Source organism: Kitasatospora sp. NPDC101801 (assembly GCF_044766665.1).
GTDB lineage: Bacteria > Actinomycetota > Actinomycetes > Streptomycetales > Streptomycetaceae > Kitasatospora.
Map to the genome: position 1 here is coordinate 111,227 of NZ_JBIWML010000005.1, position 17,998 is coordinate 129,224.

Annotated in this window: 19 protein-coding genes; 5 read left to right on the forward strand and 14 right to left on the reverse strand. The window is 74.3% G+C overall.

Annotation, left to right across the window (positions count from 1 at the left end):
- Positions 1-343 precede the first annotated feature (343 nt).
- Complete coding sequence (locus ACIRPK_RS09700; RefSeq protein ID WP_403035426.1) at positions 344-703, reverse strand: lipopolysaccharide assembly LapA domain-containing protein; 360 nt, start codon at positions 701-703, stop codon at positions 344-346.
- 117 nt (positions 704-820) lie between these two features.
- Positions 821-1,219 carry a hypothetical protein gene (locus tag ACIRPK_RS09705; protein ID WP_403035427.1) on the reverse strand — a complete coding sequence of 133 codons (399 nt, stop codon included), beginning with the start codon at positions 1,217-1,219 and terminating at the stop codon, positions 821-823.
- Between the two features lie 124 nt (positions 1,220-1,343).
- Here ACIRPK_RS09705 and ACIRPK_RS09710 point away from each other — a divergent pair, with 124 nt between their 5' ends.
- Entirely contained in the window at positions 1,344-3,836 is a 2,493-nt protein-coding gene (locus tag ACIRPK_RS09710) for an SCO7613 C-terminal domain-containing membrane protein (protein ID WP_403035428.1), read from the forward strand.
- 19 nt (positions 3,837-3,855) lie between these two features.
- Here the strand turns inward: ACIRPK_RS09710 and ACIRPK_RS09715 are convergent, their stop codons facing one another.
- The 4 genes from ACIRPK_RS09715 to ACIRPK_RS09730 form a co-directional block, all read right to left on the reverse strand.
- Positions 3,856-4,125, reverse strand: coding sequence for a hypothetical protein (locus tag ACIRPK_RS09715; RefSeq protein WP_403035429.1), 270 nt, complete (start codon positions 4,123-4,125; stop codon positions 3,856-3,858).
- Positions 4,126-4,177: 52 nt separating this feature from the next.
- Positions 4,178-4,753: a TerD family protein gene (locus ACIRPK_RS09720; protein WP_403035431.1), complete on the reverse strand. Its 576-nt coding sequence runs from the start codon at positions 4,751-4,753 to the stop codon at positions 4,178-4,180.
- Between the two features lie 119 nt (positions 4,754-4,872).
- Positions 4,873-5,814 (reverse strand): M56 family metallopeptidase, encoded by a 942-nt coding sequence (locus ACIRPK_RS09725; RefSeq protein ID WP_403035434.1) that lies wholly within the window; start codon positions 5,812-5,814, stop codon positions 4,873-4,875.
- A gap of 3 nt (positions 5,815-5,817) precedes the next feature.
- The gene (locus ACIRPK_RS09730) at positions 5,818-6,237 is read right to left on the reverse strand and encodes a BlaI/MecI/CopY family transcriptional regulator (RefSeq protein WP_403035437.1); all 420 of its coding nucleotides are present in this window, start codon (positions 6,235-6,237) and stop codon (positions 5,818-5,820) included.
- A 194-nt stretch (positions 6,238-6,431) separates the two neighbouring features.
- Between ACIRPK_RS09730 and ACIRPK_RS09735 the strand changes: the two genes are divergently transcribed.
- On the forward strand, positions 6,432-7,016 hold the full coding sequence (locus ACIRPK_RS09735) for a TerD family protein (protein WP_403035440.1): 585 nt from the start codon (positions 6,432-6,434) through the stop codon (positions 7,014-7,016).
- Positions 7,017-7,056: 40 nt separating this feature from the next.
- Here ACIRPK_RS09735 and ACIRPK_RS09740 read toward each other — a convergent pair whose 3' ends face one another.
- The 4 genes from ACIRPK_RS09740 to ACIRPK_RS09755 form a co-directional block, all read right to left on the reverse strand.
- The gene (locus ACIRPK_RS09740; protein ID WP_403035443.1) at positions 7,057-7,917 is read right to left on the reverse strand and encodes an alpha/beta fold hydrolase; all 861 of its coding nucleotides are present in this window, start codon (positions 7,915-7,917) and stop codon (positions 7,057-7,059) included.
- Between the two features lie 119 nt (positions 7,918-8,036).
- Positions 8,037-8,414 carry a hypothetical protein gene (locus ACIRPK_RS09745; RefSeq protein ID WP_403035445.1) on the reverse strand — a complete coding sequence of 126 codons (378 nt, stop codon included), beginning with the start codon at positions 8,412-8,414 and terminating at the stop codon, positions 8,037-8,039.
- 91 nt (positions 8,415-8,505) lie between these two features.
- The gene (gene pgm / locus ACIRPK_RS09750; RefSeq protein WP_403035448.1) at positions 8,506-10,149 is read right to left on the reverse strand and encodes a phosphoglucomutase (alpha-D-glucose-1,6-bisphosphate-dependent); all 1,644 of its coding nucleotides are present in this window, start codon (positions 10,147-10,149) and stop codon (positions 8,506-8,508) included.
- A gap of 160 nt (positions 10,150-10,309) precedes the next feature.
- On the reverse strand, positions 10,310-11,503 hold the full coding sequence (locus ACIRPK_RS09755; RefSeq protein ID WP_403035449.1) for an Ig-like domain-containing protein: 1,194 nt from the start codon (positions 11,501-11,503) through the stop codon (positions 10,310-10,312).
- 172 nt (positions 11,504-11,675) lie between these two features.
- Between ACIRPK_RS09755 and ACIRPK_RS09760 the strand changes: the two genes are divergently transcribed.
- Positions 11,676-12,770, forward strand: a complete 1,095-nt coding sequence (locus tag ACIRPK_RS09760) for a calcium:proton antiporter (protein WP_403035451.1) — start codon at positions 11,676-11,678, stop codon at positions 12,768-12,770.
- Positions 12,771-12,791: 21 nt separating this feature from the next.
- On the opposite strand, the gene ACIRPK_RS09765 is transcribed toward ACIRPK_RS09760, so the two are convergent.
- The 3 genes from ACIRPK_RS09765 to ACIRPK_RS09775 form a co-directional block, all read right to left on the reverse strand.
- A complete protein-coding gene (locus ACIRPK_RS09765) occupies positions 12,792-14,048 on the reverse strand; it encodes a pyroglutamyl peptidase (protein WP_403035453.1) in 1,257 nt (418 codons plus the stop codon).
- Positions 14,049-14,122: 74 nt separating this feature from the next.
- Positions 14,123-14,857: a Mut7-C RNAse domain-containing protein gene (locus ACIRPK_RS09770; protein WP_403035455.1), complete on the reverse strand. Its 735-nt coding sequence runs from the start codon at positions 14,855-14,857 to the stop codon at positions 14,123-14,125.
- Between the two features lie 57 nt (positions 14,858-14,914).
- Positions 14,915-15,583 (reverse strand): DUF4386 domain-containing protein, encoded by a 669-nt coding sequence (locus ACIRPK_RS09775; RefSeq protein ID WP_403035458.1) that lies wholly within the window; start codon positions 15,581-15,583, stop codon positions 14,915-14,917.
- A 117-nt stretch (positions 15,584-15,700) separates the two neighbouring features.
- Here ACIRPK_RS09775 and ACIRPK_RS09780 point away from each other — a divergent pair, with 117 nt between their 5' ends.
- Together ACIRPK_RS09780 and ACIRPK_RS09785 are read left to right on the forward strand one after the other, a co-directional pair.
- Positions 15,701-16,396 (forward strand): TetR/AcrR family transcriptional regulator, encoded by a 696-nt coding sequence (locus ACIRPK_RS09780; protein WP_403035461.1) that lies wholly within the window; start codon positions 15,701-15,703, stop codon positions 16,394-16,396.
- A 116-nt stretch (positions 16,397-16,512) separates the two neighbouring features.
- Positions 16,513-16,845, forward strand: coding sequence for a hypothetical protein (locus ACIRPK_RS09785; protein ID WP_403035464.1), 333 nt, complete (start codon positions 16,513-16,515; stop codon positions 16,843-16,845).
- Positions 16,846-16,858: 13 nt separating this feature from the next.
- Here the strand turns inward: ACIRPK_RS09785 and ACIRPK_RS09790 are convergent, their stop codons facing one another.
- Positions 16,859-17,995: a polymorphic toxin type 44 domain-containing protein gene (locus ACIRPK_RS09790; RefSeq protein ID WP_403035466.1), complete on the reverse strand. Its 1,137-nt coding sequence runs from the start codon at positions 17,993-17,995 to the stop codon at positions 16,859-16,861.
- Between the last annotated feature and the right edge of the window lie 3 nt (positions 17,996-17,998).

The window sequence follows — 17,998 nt, forward strand, 5'->3', positions numbered from 1 at the left end:
GTCGGGGGACTGCGGGCGCGCCCGTCCGCCCCCCCCCCCGCGCCCCGCGCCGCGGGGGCGGGGGGCGCCCCGGGCGGGGGGGGGGGCCCCGCCGGGGGGGGGGGGGGCCCCCCCCCCGGGGGCCCCCCCCCGGCGGGGCGGTCCGCTGCGGCGCCGTCAGCTGCCGCCGGGGACCGCCCCGCCGTCACTCAGCACTGGGGACGACGACCGTGGTTCGCCCCGCGCTTGGCACGAGCCTTCTTCTTACGACGACGCTTCGACGACATGAGCGCTCCTCTCGGGACAACTGGACCCACGTTCGCACACGACGCTCCGCCCTGCCTCCCGACGCCCGTCGCGCGGTTCACTCCTGCGGGCGGCCGGGCCCCGGCTCCGGCACCGCCGGCTCGTCCACCGGGGGCACCGGCTCGTCCACCACCGGCGGCGCGGCCGGTACGGGTGCCGGCGCCGGGGCGAGGGCGTTCTTCCGGGCCACCCGGCGGAGCTGGAGGATCCGGGCCGTGCCCGGGATCGCCACCAGCAGGATCCCGCAGACGGCGGACAGCAGCAGGGCGACGCCGAGCGGCAGATGGGTGTGCGTACCGAAGAACGCCACGTCGACCTGCTGGGTGTTCTCCAGGATGAAGATCAGGAGCACCAACAGGACCAGGGCGAACAGCGCCACCCCGATCCAGGTCGCGCTCGTTCGGGTGCGCTTGGGCATCTGACGATCCGTGCGGGCAGACCGGGAACCCATCGGCTGGCCTCTTCTCTCGCGCTCCGGGGCGGACAAGATCCCTTCCAGCATGCGGGCCGACCCGGCCGACCGCCCGACGGCCGGTCAGCGGTACGGGTCGAAGTCGTCCCGATGGGTGACCCCGGCACCCGCCGGCCGCCAGTGCCGGTGGTGACCGGCCTGCCGCCAGGTCTCCGGGGCCGCCACCGCCCGGTCGATCCAGGCGGCGACCTCCGGCAGACAGCACTGCACCAGCACCTGCCGGGCCACGGCCCGCTCGGCGGCCGGGAGCGGGACGACGGTCATCGACAGCCGTTGCCGCAGCGAGGGGTGGACGGTCATGCCGTACCACCGCACCGAGAGCAGGCTGCCGTCCTCGGCCGGCCGGGAACCGAAGTACAGCTCCTCGACCCGGGCCATCCGCTCGCCGAGCGCGGCGTCCAGGTCCGAGGGGGTGAGCGGCCACGACAGGTGGCTCGGCAGGCGGCGGTTCCTGGCTGGCATCCCCCGAGCGTGCCAGATCCGCCCCCGGGGGCGCTCCCTCGCCGGGCCTGCCGACTGGCCCCGGCCGGAAGTTGAGTACCCCTACTCATGTCGCCGCCGCCGTGCGGCCGCCACAATCACCTGCATGAACACCGGTTCACCCGCCTGCCCGGGCTGCGCTTCGCCGCTGGGGCCCCCGCCCGTCACCCGCTGCCCGCAGTGCCGCCTCCCACTGCTCGGCCAGGACGCGGCCGCCCTCTGGCAGGTGACCCTCGCACTCGCCGGTCTGGACGCCCAACGGCACTCCCTGCTGCTGCACCGCGACCACCTGCTGGCCGGGCTGCGCGCCCGGCAGGACCTGCCCGACCCGCCGCCGCACCCGCCGTACCGCCCGCCGCTGCCGCCCCGCCAGGAGGTCTCGGGACCGTCCGCGCAGACCGTCCTGCTGGCCCTCGGCGGACTGCTGGTCGCCGTCGCGGCCCTGGTGTTCACCGTGGTGAGCTGGGGCCGACTCGGCCTGGGCGCCAAGGCGTTGATCCTCACCGGCATCACGCTCGGCGCCCTGCTGGCGCCCCTGCCGCTGCGCCGGCGGGCGCTGACCGCCACCGCCGAGACCTCGGCGGCGCTCGGCCTGTCGCTGGTCCTGCTCGACTGGTACGCGGCCCGGGCCGTCGGCCTCGGCGGGCCGGACCGGCTCGGCGCCGCCGCCTACTGGGCGGGGGCCACCGCGCTGACCGCCGCCGGGGCGACCGCCTACGGCCGGGCACTGCGGCTGCGCGGGCCGCTGCCCGTGGCCCTGCTGCTGCTCCAACTCCCCTTCCCGCTGGCTGCGGTGGCCATCGGCGGCGGACCGGCCGCGATCGCCACCGCCTGCCTGCTCACCGCGCTGGTCGACCTCGCCCTCGCGACCCGCACCACCGCCCCTGCGCTGACCGTCACCGCCACCGGCTGGGCCCTGCTCGGCGGCGGCTCGGCCGCCGGCCGGGTGGCCGACGCCACCACGCTCGCCGAGGCCCGGCCGCACTGGCTGCCGCTCGCCCTGCTGGTGGCGCTCGGCCTCGGTGCCGCGCTGCTGCCCGCCGGCGTCCTGCCCGCGCCGCTGCGCGCCGCCGGCCCCCGCTGCGCCTCGGCCGCGCTCGCCGGGATCGCGCTGCTGGCCGGGCTCGGCGGCAGCCTGCGGTTCGCGTTCTCCACCGACTGGGGCCCGGCCGCCTACGCTGTCCCCGGGGCCCTGCTCGCCCTGGCCGGGGTCTCCGCGCTGACGGTTCCTCAGCCCCGGCACCCCGCCGCCTGGCGCGGTCTGCTCGGCAGCGCGGCCGCCGCCCTGCTGCTCACCGGACTCGGCTGCCTGCCCGCCCTGCTGACCGCCTTCTTCGCGCCCACCGCCCAGTGGGGCGGCACCTGGTTCGGGGCCGACGCCACCCTCCCGGCCTGGCAGCTCGCCCCGGCTCCGACGGTCCTGCCGTGGCTGCTCGTCGCGGTCCTCGCGGCGGCCGCCGCCCGCTGCGCCCGGACCGGCCACCGGCCGTGGGCCCGGCCGCTCGGCTGCTCGGCCCTCGCCGTCGGCATCCCGGTCGTCCTGCTGCTGCCCACCCTGCTGCACCTGCCGCTGCGGGCCGGCGCCGGCTGGGCCGTCCTGCTCACCGTCGGCGCCACGGCCGCCCTGCTCCGGCGGCCGACCGCCCCGGCCGCCGCGCTGGTGCTGCTCGCCCCGACCGCCCTGGCGGCGGTGCTCTGGTCCGGGACCGACCGGCCGACCACCATCGCCGTCTGGTCCGTACTCGCCGTACTGGCCGCCCTGTCGGCGGTCGCGCTGCCCGCCCCGTGGACCCCCGGGCCGGCCGTCGCCGCCGTCCTCCTGCTCGCCGTGGTCGCGGTCACCACCGGCGCCACGGCCGGGCTCGCCCCGCACGAGTACGCCTTCGCCGTCCTCGCGGTCACCGCGCTCTCGGTCCCGGTCGCCGCCCGGACGGACCGGCCGGCCGGCCTCCCGGCCGAACTCACGGGGTACGCGCTGGTGCCGGTCGCGGCGGCGCTGACGGCCGGTCACCCGGCCGCGCTGAGCCTGCTGCTGGCCGTGGCCGGCCTGCTCGCCCTCGGCGTCGCCGCCCTGCGCCCGGAGCGCCGACGCCGGGCCGGTGCGGGGGCCACCGCGCTGCTGGTCCTGTCCTCCTGGGTCCGGCTGGTGATCGCCGGGGTGACCGCACCCGAGCCGTACACAATCAGCGTCGCGGCGGCCGCCCTGACCATCGGTCACCTGCACCGGCGCCGCACCCCGTCGGCGCCGTCCTGGACCACGTACGGACCGGGTCTCGGCACGGCGCTGCTGCCCAGCCTGCTCGCCGTCTGGGCCGACCCGCACTGGCTGCGCCCGCTGCTGCTCGGCGGGTGCGCGCTGGCCCTGACCGTGTTCGGCGCCCGCCGCCTGCTGCAGGCCCCGCTGGTCCTCGGCGCCGGCACCCTGCTGCTGGTGGCCGGGCACGAACTGGCCCCGCTGCTGGTCGAGTTCCTGGACGTGCTGCCCCGCTGGCTCCCGCTGGCCGCCGCCGGGCTGCTCCTGCTGGTGCTCGGCGCCACCTACGAGCAGCGCCTGCGGGACGCCCGCCGGGCCCGCGACGGGCTGCGCCGGATGGCCTGACCGGGGCCGGGGCCGTCGGTCAGATGCCGTGCGACGGGAGCAGAGTGACCCGGTCCGGGTCGTACGGCTGCCAGTGGGCCGACGAGCCGTCACCCATCACCCGGAGCCGGCACCAGAGCCGGCCGTCGGCCGCCTCCCACCAGGCGTTGATCCGGCCGACCGCCCAGCGGCCGTCCTCGAACCGCACCTCAACGGGCTGGAAGACCGGCCGGGTCTCCTGCTCCGGGGGTGACCACCCCGTGGTGCCGACCGGCCGGACCGCGCCGGGTTGTTCCTGCGGAGCGTGCACCGCTGTCCTTTCGGGCACCCGACGTCCAGGGCGTGCAGGGGGCGGAGGGAGGTCAGACGTTGACGCCGAAGTCCTGGGCGATGCCGCGCAGCCCCGAGGCGTACCCCTGGCCGATCGCCCGGAACTTCCACTCCTCGCCGTGGCGGTAGAGCTCGCCGAAGATCATGGCGGTCTCGGTGGAGGCGTCCTCGGTGAGGTCGTAGCGGGCGATCTCCGTGCCGTCGGCCTGGTTCACCACCCGGATGAAGGCGTTGCGGACCTGGCCGAAGCTCTGCTGCCGGTTCTCGGCGTCGTAGATCGACACCGGGAAGGCGATCTTGGCCACGTCGGCCGGGACGGCCGCGAGGTCGACCTTGACCTGCTCGTCGTCGCCGTCCCCGCCGCCGGTGAGGTTGTCACCGCTGTGCTCGACCGAACCGTCCGGGCTCTTCAGGTTGTTGAAGAAGACGAAGTGCTGGTCGGTGAGCACCCGGCCGTTGGCGTTGCAGAGCAGCGCGCTGGCGTCGAGGTCGTGGGCCGCGCCGGTCGTCGTGCGGACGTCCCAGCCGAGACCGACGATGACCGCGGTCAGGCCGGGGGCCTCCTTGGTCAGCGAAACATTGCCACCCTTGGCGAGCGAGACTCCCACAGTGCCCCTCCTGAAGTTCCCGGCCGGGTTCCGAGCGTCCCGGCGGCCGTTCTGTGAATCTACAGCACTGTAGAACCTCGGCCGAAGCCGAGCCCCTCCCCCGGGCCCGCCGGTCGGTCTCAGCCCAGCGGGTTCATCGGCACCACGTGCAGCACCAGCAGCAGCGCCGCGCAGGCGTTCAGTGCGGACACCGCCGACACCGTGGTCCCCACCGCCGCGACCAGCGCGGCCAGCCCGGTCCGGCTGTGCGCCGGCGGCCAGCCCCGCAGGCCAGGACCGGGGGCCAGCAGCGCGGCGATCCGGCGCGGGACGGGGCCGGGCGCGGCGAAGCCGGTCAGCCCGACCGGGACGGCCGAAGGTCCGGCGAGCGCCGCCCGGCCGACCGCACGGGCCGTCAGCCGACGGTCCCCGACGGCCTGCGCGGCCTCCTCGTCCGCCCAGCGCTCGGCGCTGAACGCGACCGCCTCACGCAGCGGGCGCAGAAACGGGTTCACCGCGGCGGCCAGCCGGACCAGCAGTAGGTAGCGGTGGTGACGACCGCTCAGATGGGCCCGCTCGTGCGCGATCAGCGCGCCCCGCTCGTCCTCGTCCAGGCAGGCCAGCATGCCGGTCGAGACCGCGATCCGGCCGGGCCGACCCGGCACCGCGTACGCGTAGGGCACCTCGTCCGGCAGCACCACCACCTCCGCACTGCCGGGCAGCGCGGCCAGGGCGCGCCGGGCGCCCGACTCGACCCGGCGGTGCCGCCAGCAGACGGCCGCCGCCGCGAGGAGCACCGCGAGCAGCGCGGCGATCGACGCGGTGCCCACCTCCTCGTCGTAGGGCACCGCCGCCCGGACCTCCGGGTCGGCCCAGGCGTCGGGCAGCGGGTTGCCGGGGATCTGCGCGGTGCCCACCACGCCGAGCAGCACCAGGCAGAGCGTGCTGCAGAGACCGAGGATCGCCGCCAGCCCGGTGAGCAGCCGGGCCGCGGTGCGCGGGTGCAGGTGCTGCTCGGCCAGCCGGGCGATCGGCAGCGCCGTCAGCGGCAGGATCAACGGGAGGAAGACGAAGACCCCCACCGCTCAGCCCTCCCGCCCGCTCGGCGGGGTGCCCGGCGGCGGCTCGGTCCCGGCCAGCAGGGAGCGGATCAGCTGCTCGTCGTGCGGCGACAGCGCGGTCACGAAGCTGGCCAGCACCGCGTCCCGGTCCGCCTCCCGGTCCAGCACCCGGCGCATCCGCAGGGCGGCCAGGCCGGCGCCGTCGGCCGCCGGGGTCCACCGGTAGGAGCGGCCGTCCCTGACCCGGGTGACGGCGCCCTTCTCGTGCAGCCGGGACAGGATGGTGATCACCGTCGAGTAGGCCAGCTCGCCCTCGAAGTTCTCCTGCACCCAGGCCGCGGTGACCGGCTCCCCGGCCCGGCCGAGCACCCGGAACAGCGCGGCCTCGAGCTCGCCCTGCCCGCGCCTGCGGCCCGGGTCGGCTCCGTCCCCGGCCTGCGTCATGGCGTCTCCCTCCGGTCCGGTACCGCCCGGCACGGCGGTGGCCGTTCATCGTAACGGCCACCCCGAGATCTACACTGCTGTAGATCCGACCCGGACAGCGGCCGGGGTGCAACGGATCGCGCCCGTCGGGAGTTGACCGGGTGGAGTACTCAACGGGGTCCCACCCCGGTCGTGTCCACGAAGGAGAGAGCCACGTGAGTGTGAACCTGGCCAAGGGCCAAGGAATCAGCCTGCGCAAGTCCGACGGTGGCGCCCTCAGCGTGGTGCGCATGGGTCTGGGCTGGCAGGCGGCGCCCCGCAAGGGCTTCCTCGCCAAGCTGACGGCCCGTGACATCGACCTGGACGCCTCGGCGGTGCTGTTCTCCGCCGGGCGCGAGCTGGTCGAGGTGGTCTACTTCAACCAGCTCACCAGCACCGACGGTTCCGTCCGCCACACCGGCGACAACCTGGTCGGCGGCACGGTCAAGGGCGGCGACGACGAGTCGATCGTGGTCGATCTGCAGCGGGTCCCGGCCCGGGTCGAGCAGATCGTCTTCACCGTGAACTCCTTCACCGGCCAGACCTTCGCGGCCGTCCAGGACGCCTTCTGCCGGCTGGTCGACGAGAGCACCGGCCAGGAGCTCGCCCGCTACACCCTGACCGGCGGCGGCCCGTACACCGCCCAGATCATGGCCAAGGTCCAACGCACCGGCGACGGCTGGCAGATGACCGCCATCGGCGCCCCCGCCACCGGCCGTACCTTCAAGGACCTGCTGCCCGCGATCACCCCGCACCTGTGACGCGACGCCGGGCCCCGACACCGGAGCCCGGCCCTCGCCGCTACCCCGCCGTCAGGAACTCCGTCACGGTGCGGACGAAACGCTCCGGCTCCTCCACCCACGGCCGGTGCCCGGACTCGGTCAGCACCTCCAGCCGGGCGCCGGGGTGACACTCCGCCACCCGCCGGGCCGGCACCGTCCCGATCAGGCCGTCGGCCGCACCGGCCAGCACCAGGACGGGAGTCGTGCCGGCCGACAGCCGGGCCAGCCGGGCCGCCCGCTCCCCGGCGGCCGGGGCTCCGGCGTAGAAGGCGTCCCGCACCCACGGCACCGAGCCGGCGTGCCCGTGCCGGTACTCGGCGTACCGCTCCCGGCTCCACCGGTACCAGGAGAACGGCAGCGCCCAGCTCTGCAGGACGGCGAGTTCGGCGCCGGTCACCTCGCCCGCGGCCAGCCGGCGGTCCGCCTCGGCCGCCTTCGGGTACCAGGGCTCGTCGGCCCGCGCCGCCTTCAGCTCGGCCAGCTCGACCGGGTCGGGTTCGCGTTCGACCCGGCCGACCGGGGTGACCAGCACCGCCCGCCGGACCCGGTCCGGGTGTCCGGCCAGGTACTCCTGGGCGGTCAGGCAGCCCGCCGAGTGGGCCAGCAGGTCGAACCGCTCCAGGCCCAGGTGCAGCCGCAGCGCCTCCACGTCGCGCGCCTGCTCGACGAAGGAGACCGTGCTCCGGTCCGCCGGGACCTCGGACCGTCCGGCGGCCCGGCCGTCCAGGAAGACCAGCCGGTGGTGCCGGTCCAGCCCGCCGAGGTCGCCCAGGTAGCGCGCGTCCGTGCCCGGGCCGCCGCCCAGCACCAGCAACGGGTCGCCCGCACCGGCGAGTTCGTACCAGAGTCCGACGTGGTCGTGGGAAGCGAAGATCGGCATGCGGTAACGATCACACACCGGGCCCGCGCCGGGGGGCCGTTCGGCGGACCGGGCCGCTTCCCGCCCGGCAGCGAACGGCCCGGCCCGGACCCTGGAGTCCGGACCGGGCGCGGGTCGGTCTACTGGTCGGTGTAGCTGAGGTCCCCGACGGTCCAGCTGCTGATGTCGGCGATCGCGATCCGGTACATGCCGCCGGTGTGCGGCAGGCCGTAACTGCCCTGCAGGATGCGGGCGAGGTGCAGGTGCAGATGGGTCGGCCGGCCGGCGGGGTCGCCGCCCGGACCGCCGGGGCCGGGGTCGGTGAACAGGGTGGCGAAGGGTTTGAGGTGGTCCGAAGCCGCGAGGACTTCGGCGATCCGTTCCCGCCACAGGCTCTGCGGGGCGAGCCGTCCGGTGATGACGGCGCCGGGGACGACCACGGTCAGGGGCATCTGATTGCTGTGCTCGGACTCCACCATCGCGGCGATGTCGACGAGCAGCCCATCGGGGTTCGACATACCGGGATCCTAGTACCTCCCCCGCGCCGGCCGGGCCCCGAGGTCCCGCCGCGCTGCGGGGAGCGCGGCGGGACCGGGCGTCGGCGGGGCGTCAGACGCCGCCCAGCGCCTCGCCGACCAGCGCCCGGGCCTCCTCCTGCACCCGGGCCAGGTGCTCCGCGCCGTGGAAGCTCTCGGCGTAGATCTTGTACACGTCCTCGGTGCCCGACGGCCGGGCCGCGAACCAGGCGTTCTCGGTGCAGACCTTCAGCCCGCCGATCGCGGCGCCGTTGCCCGGCGCCTCGGTGAGCACGGCGGTGATCGGCTCACCGGCCAGCTCGCCGGCCTTCACCTGCTCGGCGGAGAGCTTGGCCAGCGCAGCCTTCTGCGCCCGGTCCGCCGGGGCGTCCACCCGCGCGTAGGCGGGGGCGCCGAAACGGTCCGTCAGTTCGCCGTAGTGCTGGGACGGCGTGCGCCCGGTGACGGCGGTGATCTCGGCGGCCAGCAGCGCGAGCAGGATGCCGTCCTTGTCGGTGCTCCACACCCCGCCGTCGCGGCGCAGGAACGAGGCCCCGGCCGACTCCTCGCCGCCGAACGCGACCGAGCCGGTCAGCAGCCCGTCCACGAACCACTTGAACCCGACCGGCACCTCGAGCAGGTCGCGCTTCAGCTCGCCCGCCACCCGGTCGATCATCGACGAGGAGACCAGGGTCTTGCCGACGGCGGCCCCGGCCGGCCAGTCCCGGCGGTTCCGGTAGAGGTAGTCGATCGCCACGGCCAGGTAGTGGTTGGGGTTCATCAGGCCGCCGTCCGGCGTGACGATGCCGTGCCGGTCGGCGTCCGCGTCGTTGCCGGTGGCGATGGTGTACTCGTCCCGACGGCCGATCAGCGAGGCCATCGCGTACGGGGAGGAGCAGTCCATCCGGATCTTGCCGTCCCAGTCCAGCGACATGAAGCGCCAGGCCGGGTCGGTCAGCGGGTTGACCACCGTCAGGTCGAGCCGGTGGGTCTCGGCGATCCGGCCCCAGTACGCGACCGAGGCCCCGCCCAGCGGGTCGGCCCCGATCCGGATCCCGGCGAACCGGATCGCGTCCAGGTCGAGCACCGAGGGCAGGTCCTCGGTGTAGGTGCCGAGGAAGTCGTGGCGCCCGGTGGTCTCCGCGGCCAGCGCCCGGGTGTACGGCATCCGCCGGACGTCCGCGAGCCCGCCCCGGATCAGCTCGTTGGCCCGGTCCTGGATCCACCCGGTGGCGTCCGAACCGGCCGGGCCGCCGTGCGGCGGGTTGTACTTGAAGCCGCCGTCGCCGGGCGGGTTGTGCGAGGGCGTGACCACGATGCCGTCGGCCCGCCCGGCCGGGTTGCCCCGGTTGTGGGCGAGGATCGCGTGCGAGACCGCCGGGGTCGGTGTGTAGCCGTCGGCGCTGTCCAGCAGCACGGTCACGCCGTTGGCGGCCAGCACCTCGATGGTGGTGACCCGGGCGGGCTCCGACAGCGCGTGGGTGTCGATGCCGAGGAAGAGCGGCCCGTTGGTGCCCTGGGCGGCCCGGTACTCGCAGATCGCCTGGGTGGTCGCGGCGATGTGGTCCTCGTTGAAGGCGGTGTCCAGCGAGGACCCGCGGTGCCCCGAGGTGCCGAACGCGACCCGCTGCCCGACCTCGGCCGGGTCCGGGCGCAGCGCGTAATAGGCCGTCACCAGCCGGGCCACGTCGACCAGATCCTGCGGCTCGGCCTGCCGGCCTGCGCGTGCGTGCACCATCGTGTCCTCTTTCGTCCGTCGGCACTGCCCGGTGGCGGGCCCGCCAGGGCAGCCTAACCGGGTCGCGGCCACCCGCTGTTCGGTAGCGAAGCAGCCCGGGTTGGCGCGCCGCTGAGCAGCCGGACAACGTCAGGTCACGGCTGGGTGGCGCGCCCGGCCGCTACCACTTGCTCCAGTCGATGTTCCAGCCGCTCATCCCGTTGTCCGGGTCCACCGGCTTACCGACCGAGTTCTGCACCGTCACCACGTCGCCCACCATCGCCGCGTCGTAGAACTTGCCGCCCGGCAGGTCGGAACTGCCGTCACCGGGCCCGTCGTACAGGCCGATGCAGCCGTGGCTGATGTTCTGGCTGCCGAAGACGCTCGGCGCGGCGTTCTTGCCGTGCACGTAGGTGCCGGTCGGGGTGAGCCGCAGCGCGTGCGGCATCTCCACCTTGTACGCCGGGCCCTCGTGGTTGGGCACCGTGCTGGAGTCCATCACGGCGGTGCCCTCCTTCGCCATCACCACCATGGTGCCGTTGAAGGTGTTCTGCGAGGCGGGTGAGCTGGCGCCGGCGCTGATCGGGATGGTCTCGTCCGGCTTGCCGTCCTCCTGCACCACCATCTTCTTGCTGCTCGCGTCGGCGGTGCTGATCCGGGACCGGCCGACCGTGAAGGTCTGGTCCGAGTCCACCCCGCCGTAGACGCCGGGCGCGGTCTCCACGCTCTTCAGCCGGTACCTGACGGTGACTCGGCTCTGCGCCTTCCAGTACTTCTCCGGACGGAAGTCGACCCGCTCGGAGCTGAACCAGTGCGGCTTGACCACCGTGCCGTCGCCGGTCTCGAAGGACACCGCCTGCTCCACCGCCGCCCGGTCCTTGACCGGCTCCTTGAACTCCAGCGAGACGATCATGCCGACCCCGTACGTGGCGCCGTCGGCGATGTTGTCGTGCGGCCCGGCACCCTTGCTCGGCTTCAGGGTGCTGAAGCCGCCCTGGAGCGCGGCCGCCACCCCGTTGGCGTCCACGGCCTTGGCGTCCACCTGGTAGTCGGTGGAGACCGCGAGGTTGCCGGTCGGCGTCCAACTGGAACCGTCCACCGTGAAGGTCCCCGGCACGGCGGCGCCGCCCTTCGCCGCGACCTGGACGTCCGTCAGCTTGCCGCCCTGCACCGAGACCTTGAGCGCGCCGGCCGGTTTGACGCCGGTGCTGCCGTTGCCGGGCTCGATGCTGATCACCGCCGCCGAGGTCTTGACCGCGGACGGGCTCGCCGTCCCCGTCGGCCCCGCCTTCGTCCCACCCCCCGAGCACGCCGCCGTCAGCGCCAGTGCGCCGCTGAGTACGCCGGTGGTCAGTGCCCTGCCAAATCGCTTCATCGGTCCCTCTCCCACGGTGTCGTTCCCTCAACACCACGCGTGAAGCATACGAAGAGGTTCTCCCGATCTCCCACCGGTTCGGCACCGAAACCGCCGCTCAGCACCGGTACGCCGACACGCCGTGCTCCCCGGGCCCACCGCCGGAACGGCCCGGCCCTGGAAAACTCGGGGGATGATCGCCAAGGCCCGCAGTCAGACCCTGCAGTGGACCACCCTCGCCCCCGCGCTCGCCTTCGTGCTGCTCGCCGCGACCTGGGGCAGATCCCTGCCCACCGCGCTGGTGGTGCTGGTCGCGCTGTTCCTGGCGGCCGCGGTGCTCGCGGCGGTGCACCACGCGGAGGTGATCGCGCACCGGGTCGGCGAACCGTTCGGCTCGCTGGTGCTGGCGGTCGCGGTGACCATCATCGAGGTCGCGCTGATCGTGACGCTGATGGCCGACGGCAGCGAGAAGAACGCCACCCTGGCGCGGGACACCGTGTTCGCGGCGGTGATGATCACCTGCAACGGCATCGTCGGGCTGTGCATCCTGGTCGGCGCGCTCCGGCACCGGGTGGCCGTCTTCAACGCCGAGGGCACCGGGGCCGCGTTCAGCGCGATCGCCACCCTGGCCACCCTCAGCATGGTGCTGCCGACCTTCACCACCAGCAAGCCGGGCCCGCAGTTCTCCACCACCCAGCTGGTCTTCGCGGCGACCGCCTCGCTGATCGTCTACGGCCTCTTCGTCGGCACCCTGACCGTCCGTCACCGGGACTACTTCCTCCCGCTGACCTCCGACGGGAAGGTCCTGGACGAGCACGCCCACCCGCCGACCGCCCGGGCCGCCTGGTTCAGCCTCGCCCTGCTCGGGGTGGCCCTGGTCGCGGTGGTCGGGCTGGCCAAGGGGGTCAGCCCCACCATCGAACGGGTGGTCGCCGACGCGGGCCTGCCCGCCTCGGTGGTCGGCGTGGTGATCGCCATGCTGGTGCTGCTCCCGGAGACCATCGCCGCCGTCCGCTCCGCCGCCCGGGACCGGATGCAGACCAGCCTCAACCTCGCCCACGGCTCGGCCCTGGCCAGCATCGGCCTGACCATCCCCGCCGTCGCGGTCGCCTCCGCCTGGCTCAGCGGCCCCCTGGTCCTGGGCCTCGACGCCACCCACATGATCCTGCTCGCCCTCACCATCGCCGTCGGCACCCTCACCGTCATGCCCGGCCGCGCCACCCCCCTCCAGGGCGGCGTCCACCTCGCCATCATGGCCGCCTTCCTGGTCCTCGCGATCAGCCCCTGACCCGCCCTCGGAACATCGCCGCTACCGGCGCCAGCCGGCCCGGAGGAGGGTGAGGATCTCGGCGGTGATCGCCTGTTCGTTCTGTTCGAACTGCGCGCCGCTCAGCTGGGTGCGGTCGGCCGGCAGGCCGGTCAGTACGGGGGTGTGCAGGTGGCCGCCGGGCAGGTCGGGGCGCAGCTCCAGGCGCAGGCGGTTGCTCCGGTACGCGACCTCGTTGGAGAGGTAGCCGCCGCCCCCGCCGGCCACCGCCCGGGAGCCCGGGGTCGGGCCGTCGGCCCGGTCGACCGGCTCGCTCCCGCCCGCCGGGATCTCGGTCACCTCGGTGTTCAGCAGCACCGGGAACGGGCTCTGGGCCGCCGCCTCCCAGGCCGCCCCGGGCAGGGTGGTCGGGATGAACTCCGCCCCGGGGCCCATCCCCGGCGCCACCACGGGGTGGTCGTACGTCCCGCCGGACAGCGCCCCGGTGTTGTCCGGGTACGGGTCGGCGGAGCGGGCCCGGCCGGCCCAGGCCTCAACCGTGAACAGGCCGGGGTAACCCTGGCTGATGGTGGTGATCCGGTCGGCCGCGCGCGGACCGGCCGTCAGCCTCGGGGCGAACGCGCGCTCCACGATGCCGTGGTCGAAGTCGGCGTAGCGGACCGGCAGCACCACCGCGCGGATCTCGGCGGTGCTGCCGTCGTCCAGCGTCACCCGCCGTCCGTTCAGGCTCAGCGCGGCCGAGCCGGACGGGTTGGCGGTCCGCAGGTCCCCGTCCAGGCCGAACGGGTCGAATCCGCTGACGAAGATCCGCTTCACTCCCGGGGCCCCGCCGAAGTCGTTCTCCCGCAACCCCCGCGAGGCGTCCTCGAACCGGCCCCGCAGCGCCTCCCGATCCACCGCGAACACCGGCTGCCAGCCCGCCAGTTGGTCGACCATCGCGAGTCGGGCCCAGTACAGCGGCCGGTCGTCCGACGCCGCCAGGTCACCGCCGGGGCGCCGCCCCTGGCTCCGGTTCACCGCCGCCTGCCAGAGCGCCGTGCCCCAGGAGTCGAGCAGCTGCTCGGCCTCGGCCACCGATCGGGCGCTGCACAGCGCCGCCGGGAACCGGGCGGTGAAGCTGCCGAGACCGCCCCGGGCCACCAGTTCGGCACTGCGCGGGTCGGTCAACCGCCGCTCCTCCGCACCGCGTTCGGCCGCGCCGACCGTGCAGCTCGCCGCAGCGGCCTGCGCGGGGACGACGGAGAGGGTGGGCAGCAGGACGCTCGCCGCGAGCACGGCGGCAGCAAGGGAGGGCTTCATGGCATGTGACATTACACAGAGCGGGACCTTCCGTAGACCGAAACCGGCCAACTGCCCGCCGCCCGACCCCTCGCTCAGCCCGCCCGGGGCGCCCCGAACTCCTCCACCGCAGCCGCCACGATCGCCTCCAGCTGGGAGTGGTGCGCACCGCGCCAGTACACCTGCGAACAGTCGGCGCACTGCGCGAACACGTCGTAGGCGCGCTCGGTCCCGTCCCGGAGCTGCTCCTTCACCTCGGCCTTGGCGGCCTCGCGGAGCGTCCCGTTGCAGGCCGTGCACCTGGTCCAGGGCGCCAGCGGCGGGGCGAACCGGGAGAGCACGTCCCGCAGTTGCTCGACCGGACGGTGGCTGTACACGTAGGCGCCCGCCCAGAGCTCGCGCCGGTGCAGCAGCCCCCGGTCGCGGGAGAGCAGCACCCGCTGCTCGGCGGCCGAGCGGGTGGCCAGCGCCGGATCCCCGATGTCGGTGCTCTCGTACGCCGCGTCCACGCCCAGCAGCCGCAGCCGGCGCGCCAGCGTCCCGAGGTGCACGTCGAGCAGGAAGCGGGCCGGGCCCGCCAGTTGCTGCGGCCTGGTCACCGCCTGCACCGAGATCCGCTCACCGGCTCCCGGGATGTGGGCGGCCGGCACCGGCACCCCGTCCGCCTCCAGCACACCGACCTCGGTGAGCGGCACGCCGAGCGACTCGACCAGGTGCCCGAGCGTCGAGGTGCCGTCGGTCCGCACCTGCGACCGGCCGGCCCGCCGGGGCGCGGCGACGAAGACGTGCAACTCGGGGTCGAACTCGATCCAGATCTCCGGCTTCTCCACAGCAGCAGCATGCCAGCCGCCGCTCCGGCCGGGCCCGCCGCCCCCGGCCGGGCACCGTCAGGCAGCCGGGGCGGCCGGGTCGAAGCCCTTGACGATCAGCCGCACCGCCAACGTCACCTCCCAGGCGAACACCGGCACCGCCGCCAGCGAACCCACCGGCGACACCTGCCCGTAGAGCCCGAACAGCACCGCGGTGGCCGAGACGCAGATCAGCGGACCGCCGACCAGCCCCAGCACCGCGACGAACCGGGGCACCAGCCGTGAGCGGTACATCACCACCGCCAGCACCAGGCTGTTCGCCCCCAGCACGAAGTTCGGCCCGAGCAGGAAGGTCCAGTCGTGGACCGCCACCAACGCCCGCGCCACCGCCTCGCTCCCCACCCCGGCCGCGACCTCCCGACGCACCGTCACCACCGACAGCACCGCCACGATCCCGACCGCGATGACGGCGGCCTCCAGCAGCCGGCCGCAGACGTAGCCGAGCGCCGCGGCCTCGTTCCGCCGCCGCAGCACCGGGTACAGCACCACCCCGGTCCCGATCACCGCGAGCACCAGCACGATCTCGCACAGCGCCCCGGCGAACACCCGCGCGTCGGCCCCGGCGCCGAGCACGTAGCCGGCGTTCCGCAACGCCGGTCCGTACAGCGTGAGGCCGCCGACCGCGGCGACCTCGGTGATCAGGAACAGCCAGCCCGCAATCGTCGCGGTCCTTCGGTCCGAACTCATCAGTTTCCTCCCCAGCCCCGAGGTGTACGGCGTACACCTGTGCCAGAGGTTAGGCGTACGCCGTACACTCGTCAACACCAGCCGCCGGTTCTCCGGCCGACCGCAAGGGAGCTGACGATGACTCGGCAGCCGGAGGCAGCCCGCCGGGCACCACTGAGCCGCGACCGGGTGCTGCGCGCCGCCGTGGCCCTCGCGGACGCCATCGGGATCGACGCGCTCAGCATGCGCAGGCTCGCCCAGGAGCTCGGCGTGGTGCCGATGGCGCTCTACAAGCACGTCGCCAACAAGGAGCAACTGCTCGACGGCATGGTCGACTTCGTGCTCGACGAGATCGGCCCGCCCGCCCCGGGCCCCGACTGGCGGCCCGCCGTCCGGGCCCGCATCCTCACCGCCCGGAGCGCCCTGCTCGGCCACCCCTGGGCCGCCCGGGTGATCCAGTCCCGCACCGCCCCGACCCCGGCCCTGCTCGGCTACACCGACTCGCTGATCGGCCTGTTCCGCACCGGCGGGTGCTCGGTCGACCTCACCCACCACGCGATGCACGCCCTCGGCAGCCGGATGCTCGGCTTCACCCAGGAGCTCTTCGACGACTCCCCCGGCGCCACCCCGCCCGACCCCGCCGTGCTCCGGGCCCTGGCCGCGAACTTCCCGTACGTCGCCGAGCTCGCCACGGCGGGGGCCCACGACGAGAAGTCCGTCGTGGGCCCCGGGTGTGACGACCAGTTCGAGTTCGAGTTCGCCCTCGACCTGCTCCTCGACGGCCTCGCCCGCCTGCACCGCAGCGGCTGGTCCTCCACCGCCACGACCGGCTGACCCGGCCCGTCGGCGGCAATATTGAACACGTTCAAAGAATCTGCCAGGATGGCGTCACCAGGTCGGCTGTCGCGATCGCGCGGCCGGCGCTGCCCAAACGGATTCGGGGCCTCGCCATGCTCATCGCTCTGCTCTTCTTCCTCGTGGTCGCGCTGCTCATGGTGGTGATCCCGGCCGTCCTCCTCGGCCTGGTCGCCGGCCGGCTGACGGTACGGCAGACCCTGCCGGCCCGGACCGGTGTGCTCCTGCTGCTCGCGGCGGCCCAGTCGACCGGGTGGGTCCTGCTGCTGCCGAACGGCTACCTGGAACTCGTGACGGCCTTCCTGGTCGTCCTGGCCACGCTCGCCTCGGGAGCCGGCGGCGTGGCGTGGGCGAACCACCGCAGCCGGCCGGCCTGGTACTACCACCCCACCGGGCAGCCCTACTGGCCCAGCGGCGCGGGCAGCTGAGACCGACGGCCGCTCAGGCCGGGCGGACCTGGTCCAGGTGCTTGGCCTTCATCTCGGCGACCACCTCGCGGATCTTGGCGTCGAGCTGTTCCTTCGTCAGGTCCTTGCCGTACTGCTTCCACAGGTCGATGCCCGCCTGCATGGTCAGCACGTCCCCCGGGTCGCTCTTGCCGACCAGGACCGGGATGGGGACGGTGGCGCCCTTGATCAGGGTGTCGGGGCCGAAGCCCGCTGCGGTGCCCACGTAGCCGTAGTGGATGTTCGAGTAGATGTCGTAGAAGACCTTGTCCTCGGTGCCCGGCGCCTGGAAGTAGAAGTCGTCCGGCTGCTTCAGGTCGAGCCGGTCCTGCAACTTCGGCTTGTGGTCCCAGTCCTGGCCGGGGCCGACCTTCAGGGCCCACTTCGCCAGCGCCGCGAGCTTGTCGGTGGGCGTGGTGAGGATCCCGATGAAGGAGTCGTCGGTGTTGTACAGGTCCCGGATCGACTTGAAGTCGGGCGACTCGATGTTGGTCTTCATCTCGTCGAAGATGAAGTCGCCCGCGTTCTGGTAGTTCTGCTCGCTCGGGTTCCTGACCTGGTCGAGCTTGGTGGAGGAGTCCGTGTTGAAGCCCCGGTCGGCAGCGGAGTTCAGGTCCTGACGCAGCGCCTGGTCCGCCGCCGCGTCCAGCCGGTCGGCCTTGCCCAGGATCTCGGTGAGCCGCTGCTCCACCTGCTGGACGGCCTGGTTCTGCTGGTTCTGCGCGTCCCGGAAGTCCGGATCGTTCCGCTCGTGGGACGTGCTGTCGAGCGGATTGCGCGGCGACACCTGCCCGTTCTCGGCGATCCGCACCCCGGCGGCCGGCGCCTCGCTCTCGGCCAGCGTCCGCAACTCCTTCTGCACGGCCGTGAACTGGGCGTGCACGTCCGCCAGCAGGGCCTGGACCCTGGCCGCCTCGTTCGCCGCCCGGTCGAGCTCCTGCTCGGCCTGGGAGAGGGAGTTGAACGCCCGGACGGCGGCGTCGCCACGCCAGTCCGAGGCGGAGAGCGGCTTGACCGTGCCGGAGCCGAAGCCGCCGACGGCGGCCCGGAGCCGCTTCGCCGCCTGCTCCCAGCTGTCCGCCGCCGCGTCCAGCGCCTTCAGATCCGCGTGGTAGAGATCCTCGTAGCGCACGGC

Coding starts and splice junctions, on each gene's coding strand:
- ACIRPK_RS09765 (WP_403035453.1), bottom strand. CDS start 14,048: ATGAAGCCCTCCCTTGCTGCCGCCGTGCTCGCGGCGAGCGTCCTGCTG.
- ACIRPK_RS09730 (WP_403035437.1), bottom strand. CDS start 6,237: ATGACGCAGGCCGGGGACGGAGCCGACCCGGGCCGCAGGCGCGGGCAG.
- ACIRPK_RS09745 (WP_403035445.1), bottom strand. CDS start 8,414: ATGTCGAACCCCGATGGGCTGCTCGTCGACATCGCCGCGATGGTGGAG.
- ACIRPK_RS09705 (WP_403035427.1), bottom strand. CDS start 1,219: ATGCCAGCCAGGAACCGCCGCCTGCCGAGCCACCTGTCGTGGCCGCTC.
- pgm (WP_403035448.1), bottom strand. CDS start 10,149: ATGGTGCACGCACGCGCAGGCCGGCAGGCCGAGCCGCAGGATCTGGTC.
- ACIRPK_RS09740 (WP_403035443.1), bottom strand. CDS start 7,917: ATGCCGATCTTCGCTTCCCACGACCACGTCGGACTCTGGTACGAACTC.
- ACIRPK_RS09755 (WP_403035449.1), bottom strand. CDS start 11,503: ATGAAGCGATTTGGCAGGGCACTGACCACCGGCGTACTCAGCGGCGCA.
- ACIRPK_RS09780 (WP_403035461.1), top strand. CDS start 15,701: ATGACTCGGCAGCCGGAGGCAGCCCGCCGGGCACCACTGAGCCGCGAC.
- ACIRPK_RS09760 (WP_403035451.1), top strand. CDS start 11,676: ATGATCGCCAAGGCCCGCAGTCAGACCCTGCAGTGGACCACCCTCGCC.
- ACIRPK_RS09785 (WP_403035464.1), top strand. CDS start 16,513: ATGCTCATCGCTCTGCTCTTCTTCCTCGTGGTCGCGCTGCTCATGGTG.
- ACIRPK_RS09700 (WP_403035426.1), bottom strand. CDS start 703: ATGCCCAAGCGCACCCGAACGAGCGCGACCTGGATCGGGGTGGCGCTG.
- ACIRPK_RS09710 (WP_403035428.1), top strand. CDS start 1,344: ATGAACACCGGTTCACCCGCCTGCCCGGGCTGCGCTTCGCCGCTGGGG.
- ACIRPK_RS09775 (WP_403035458.1), bottom strand. CDS start 15,583: ATGAGTTCGGACCGAAGGACCGCGACGATTGCGGGCTGGCTGTTCCTG.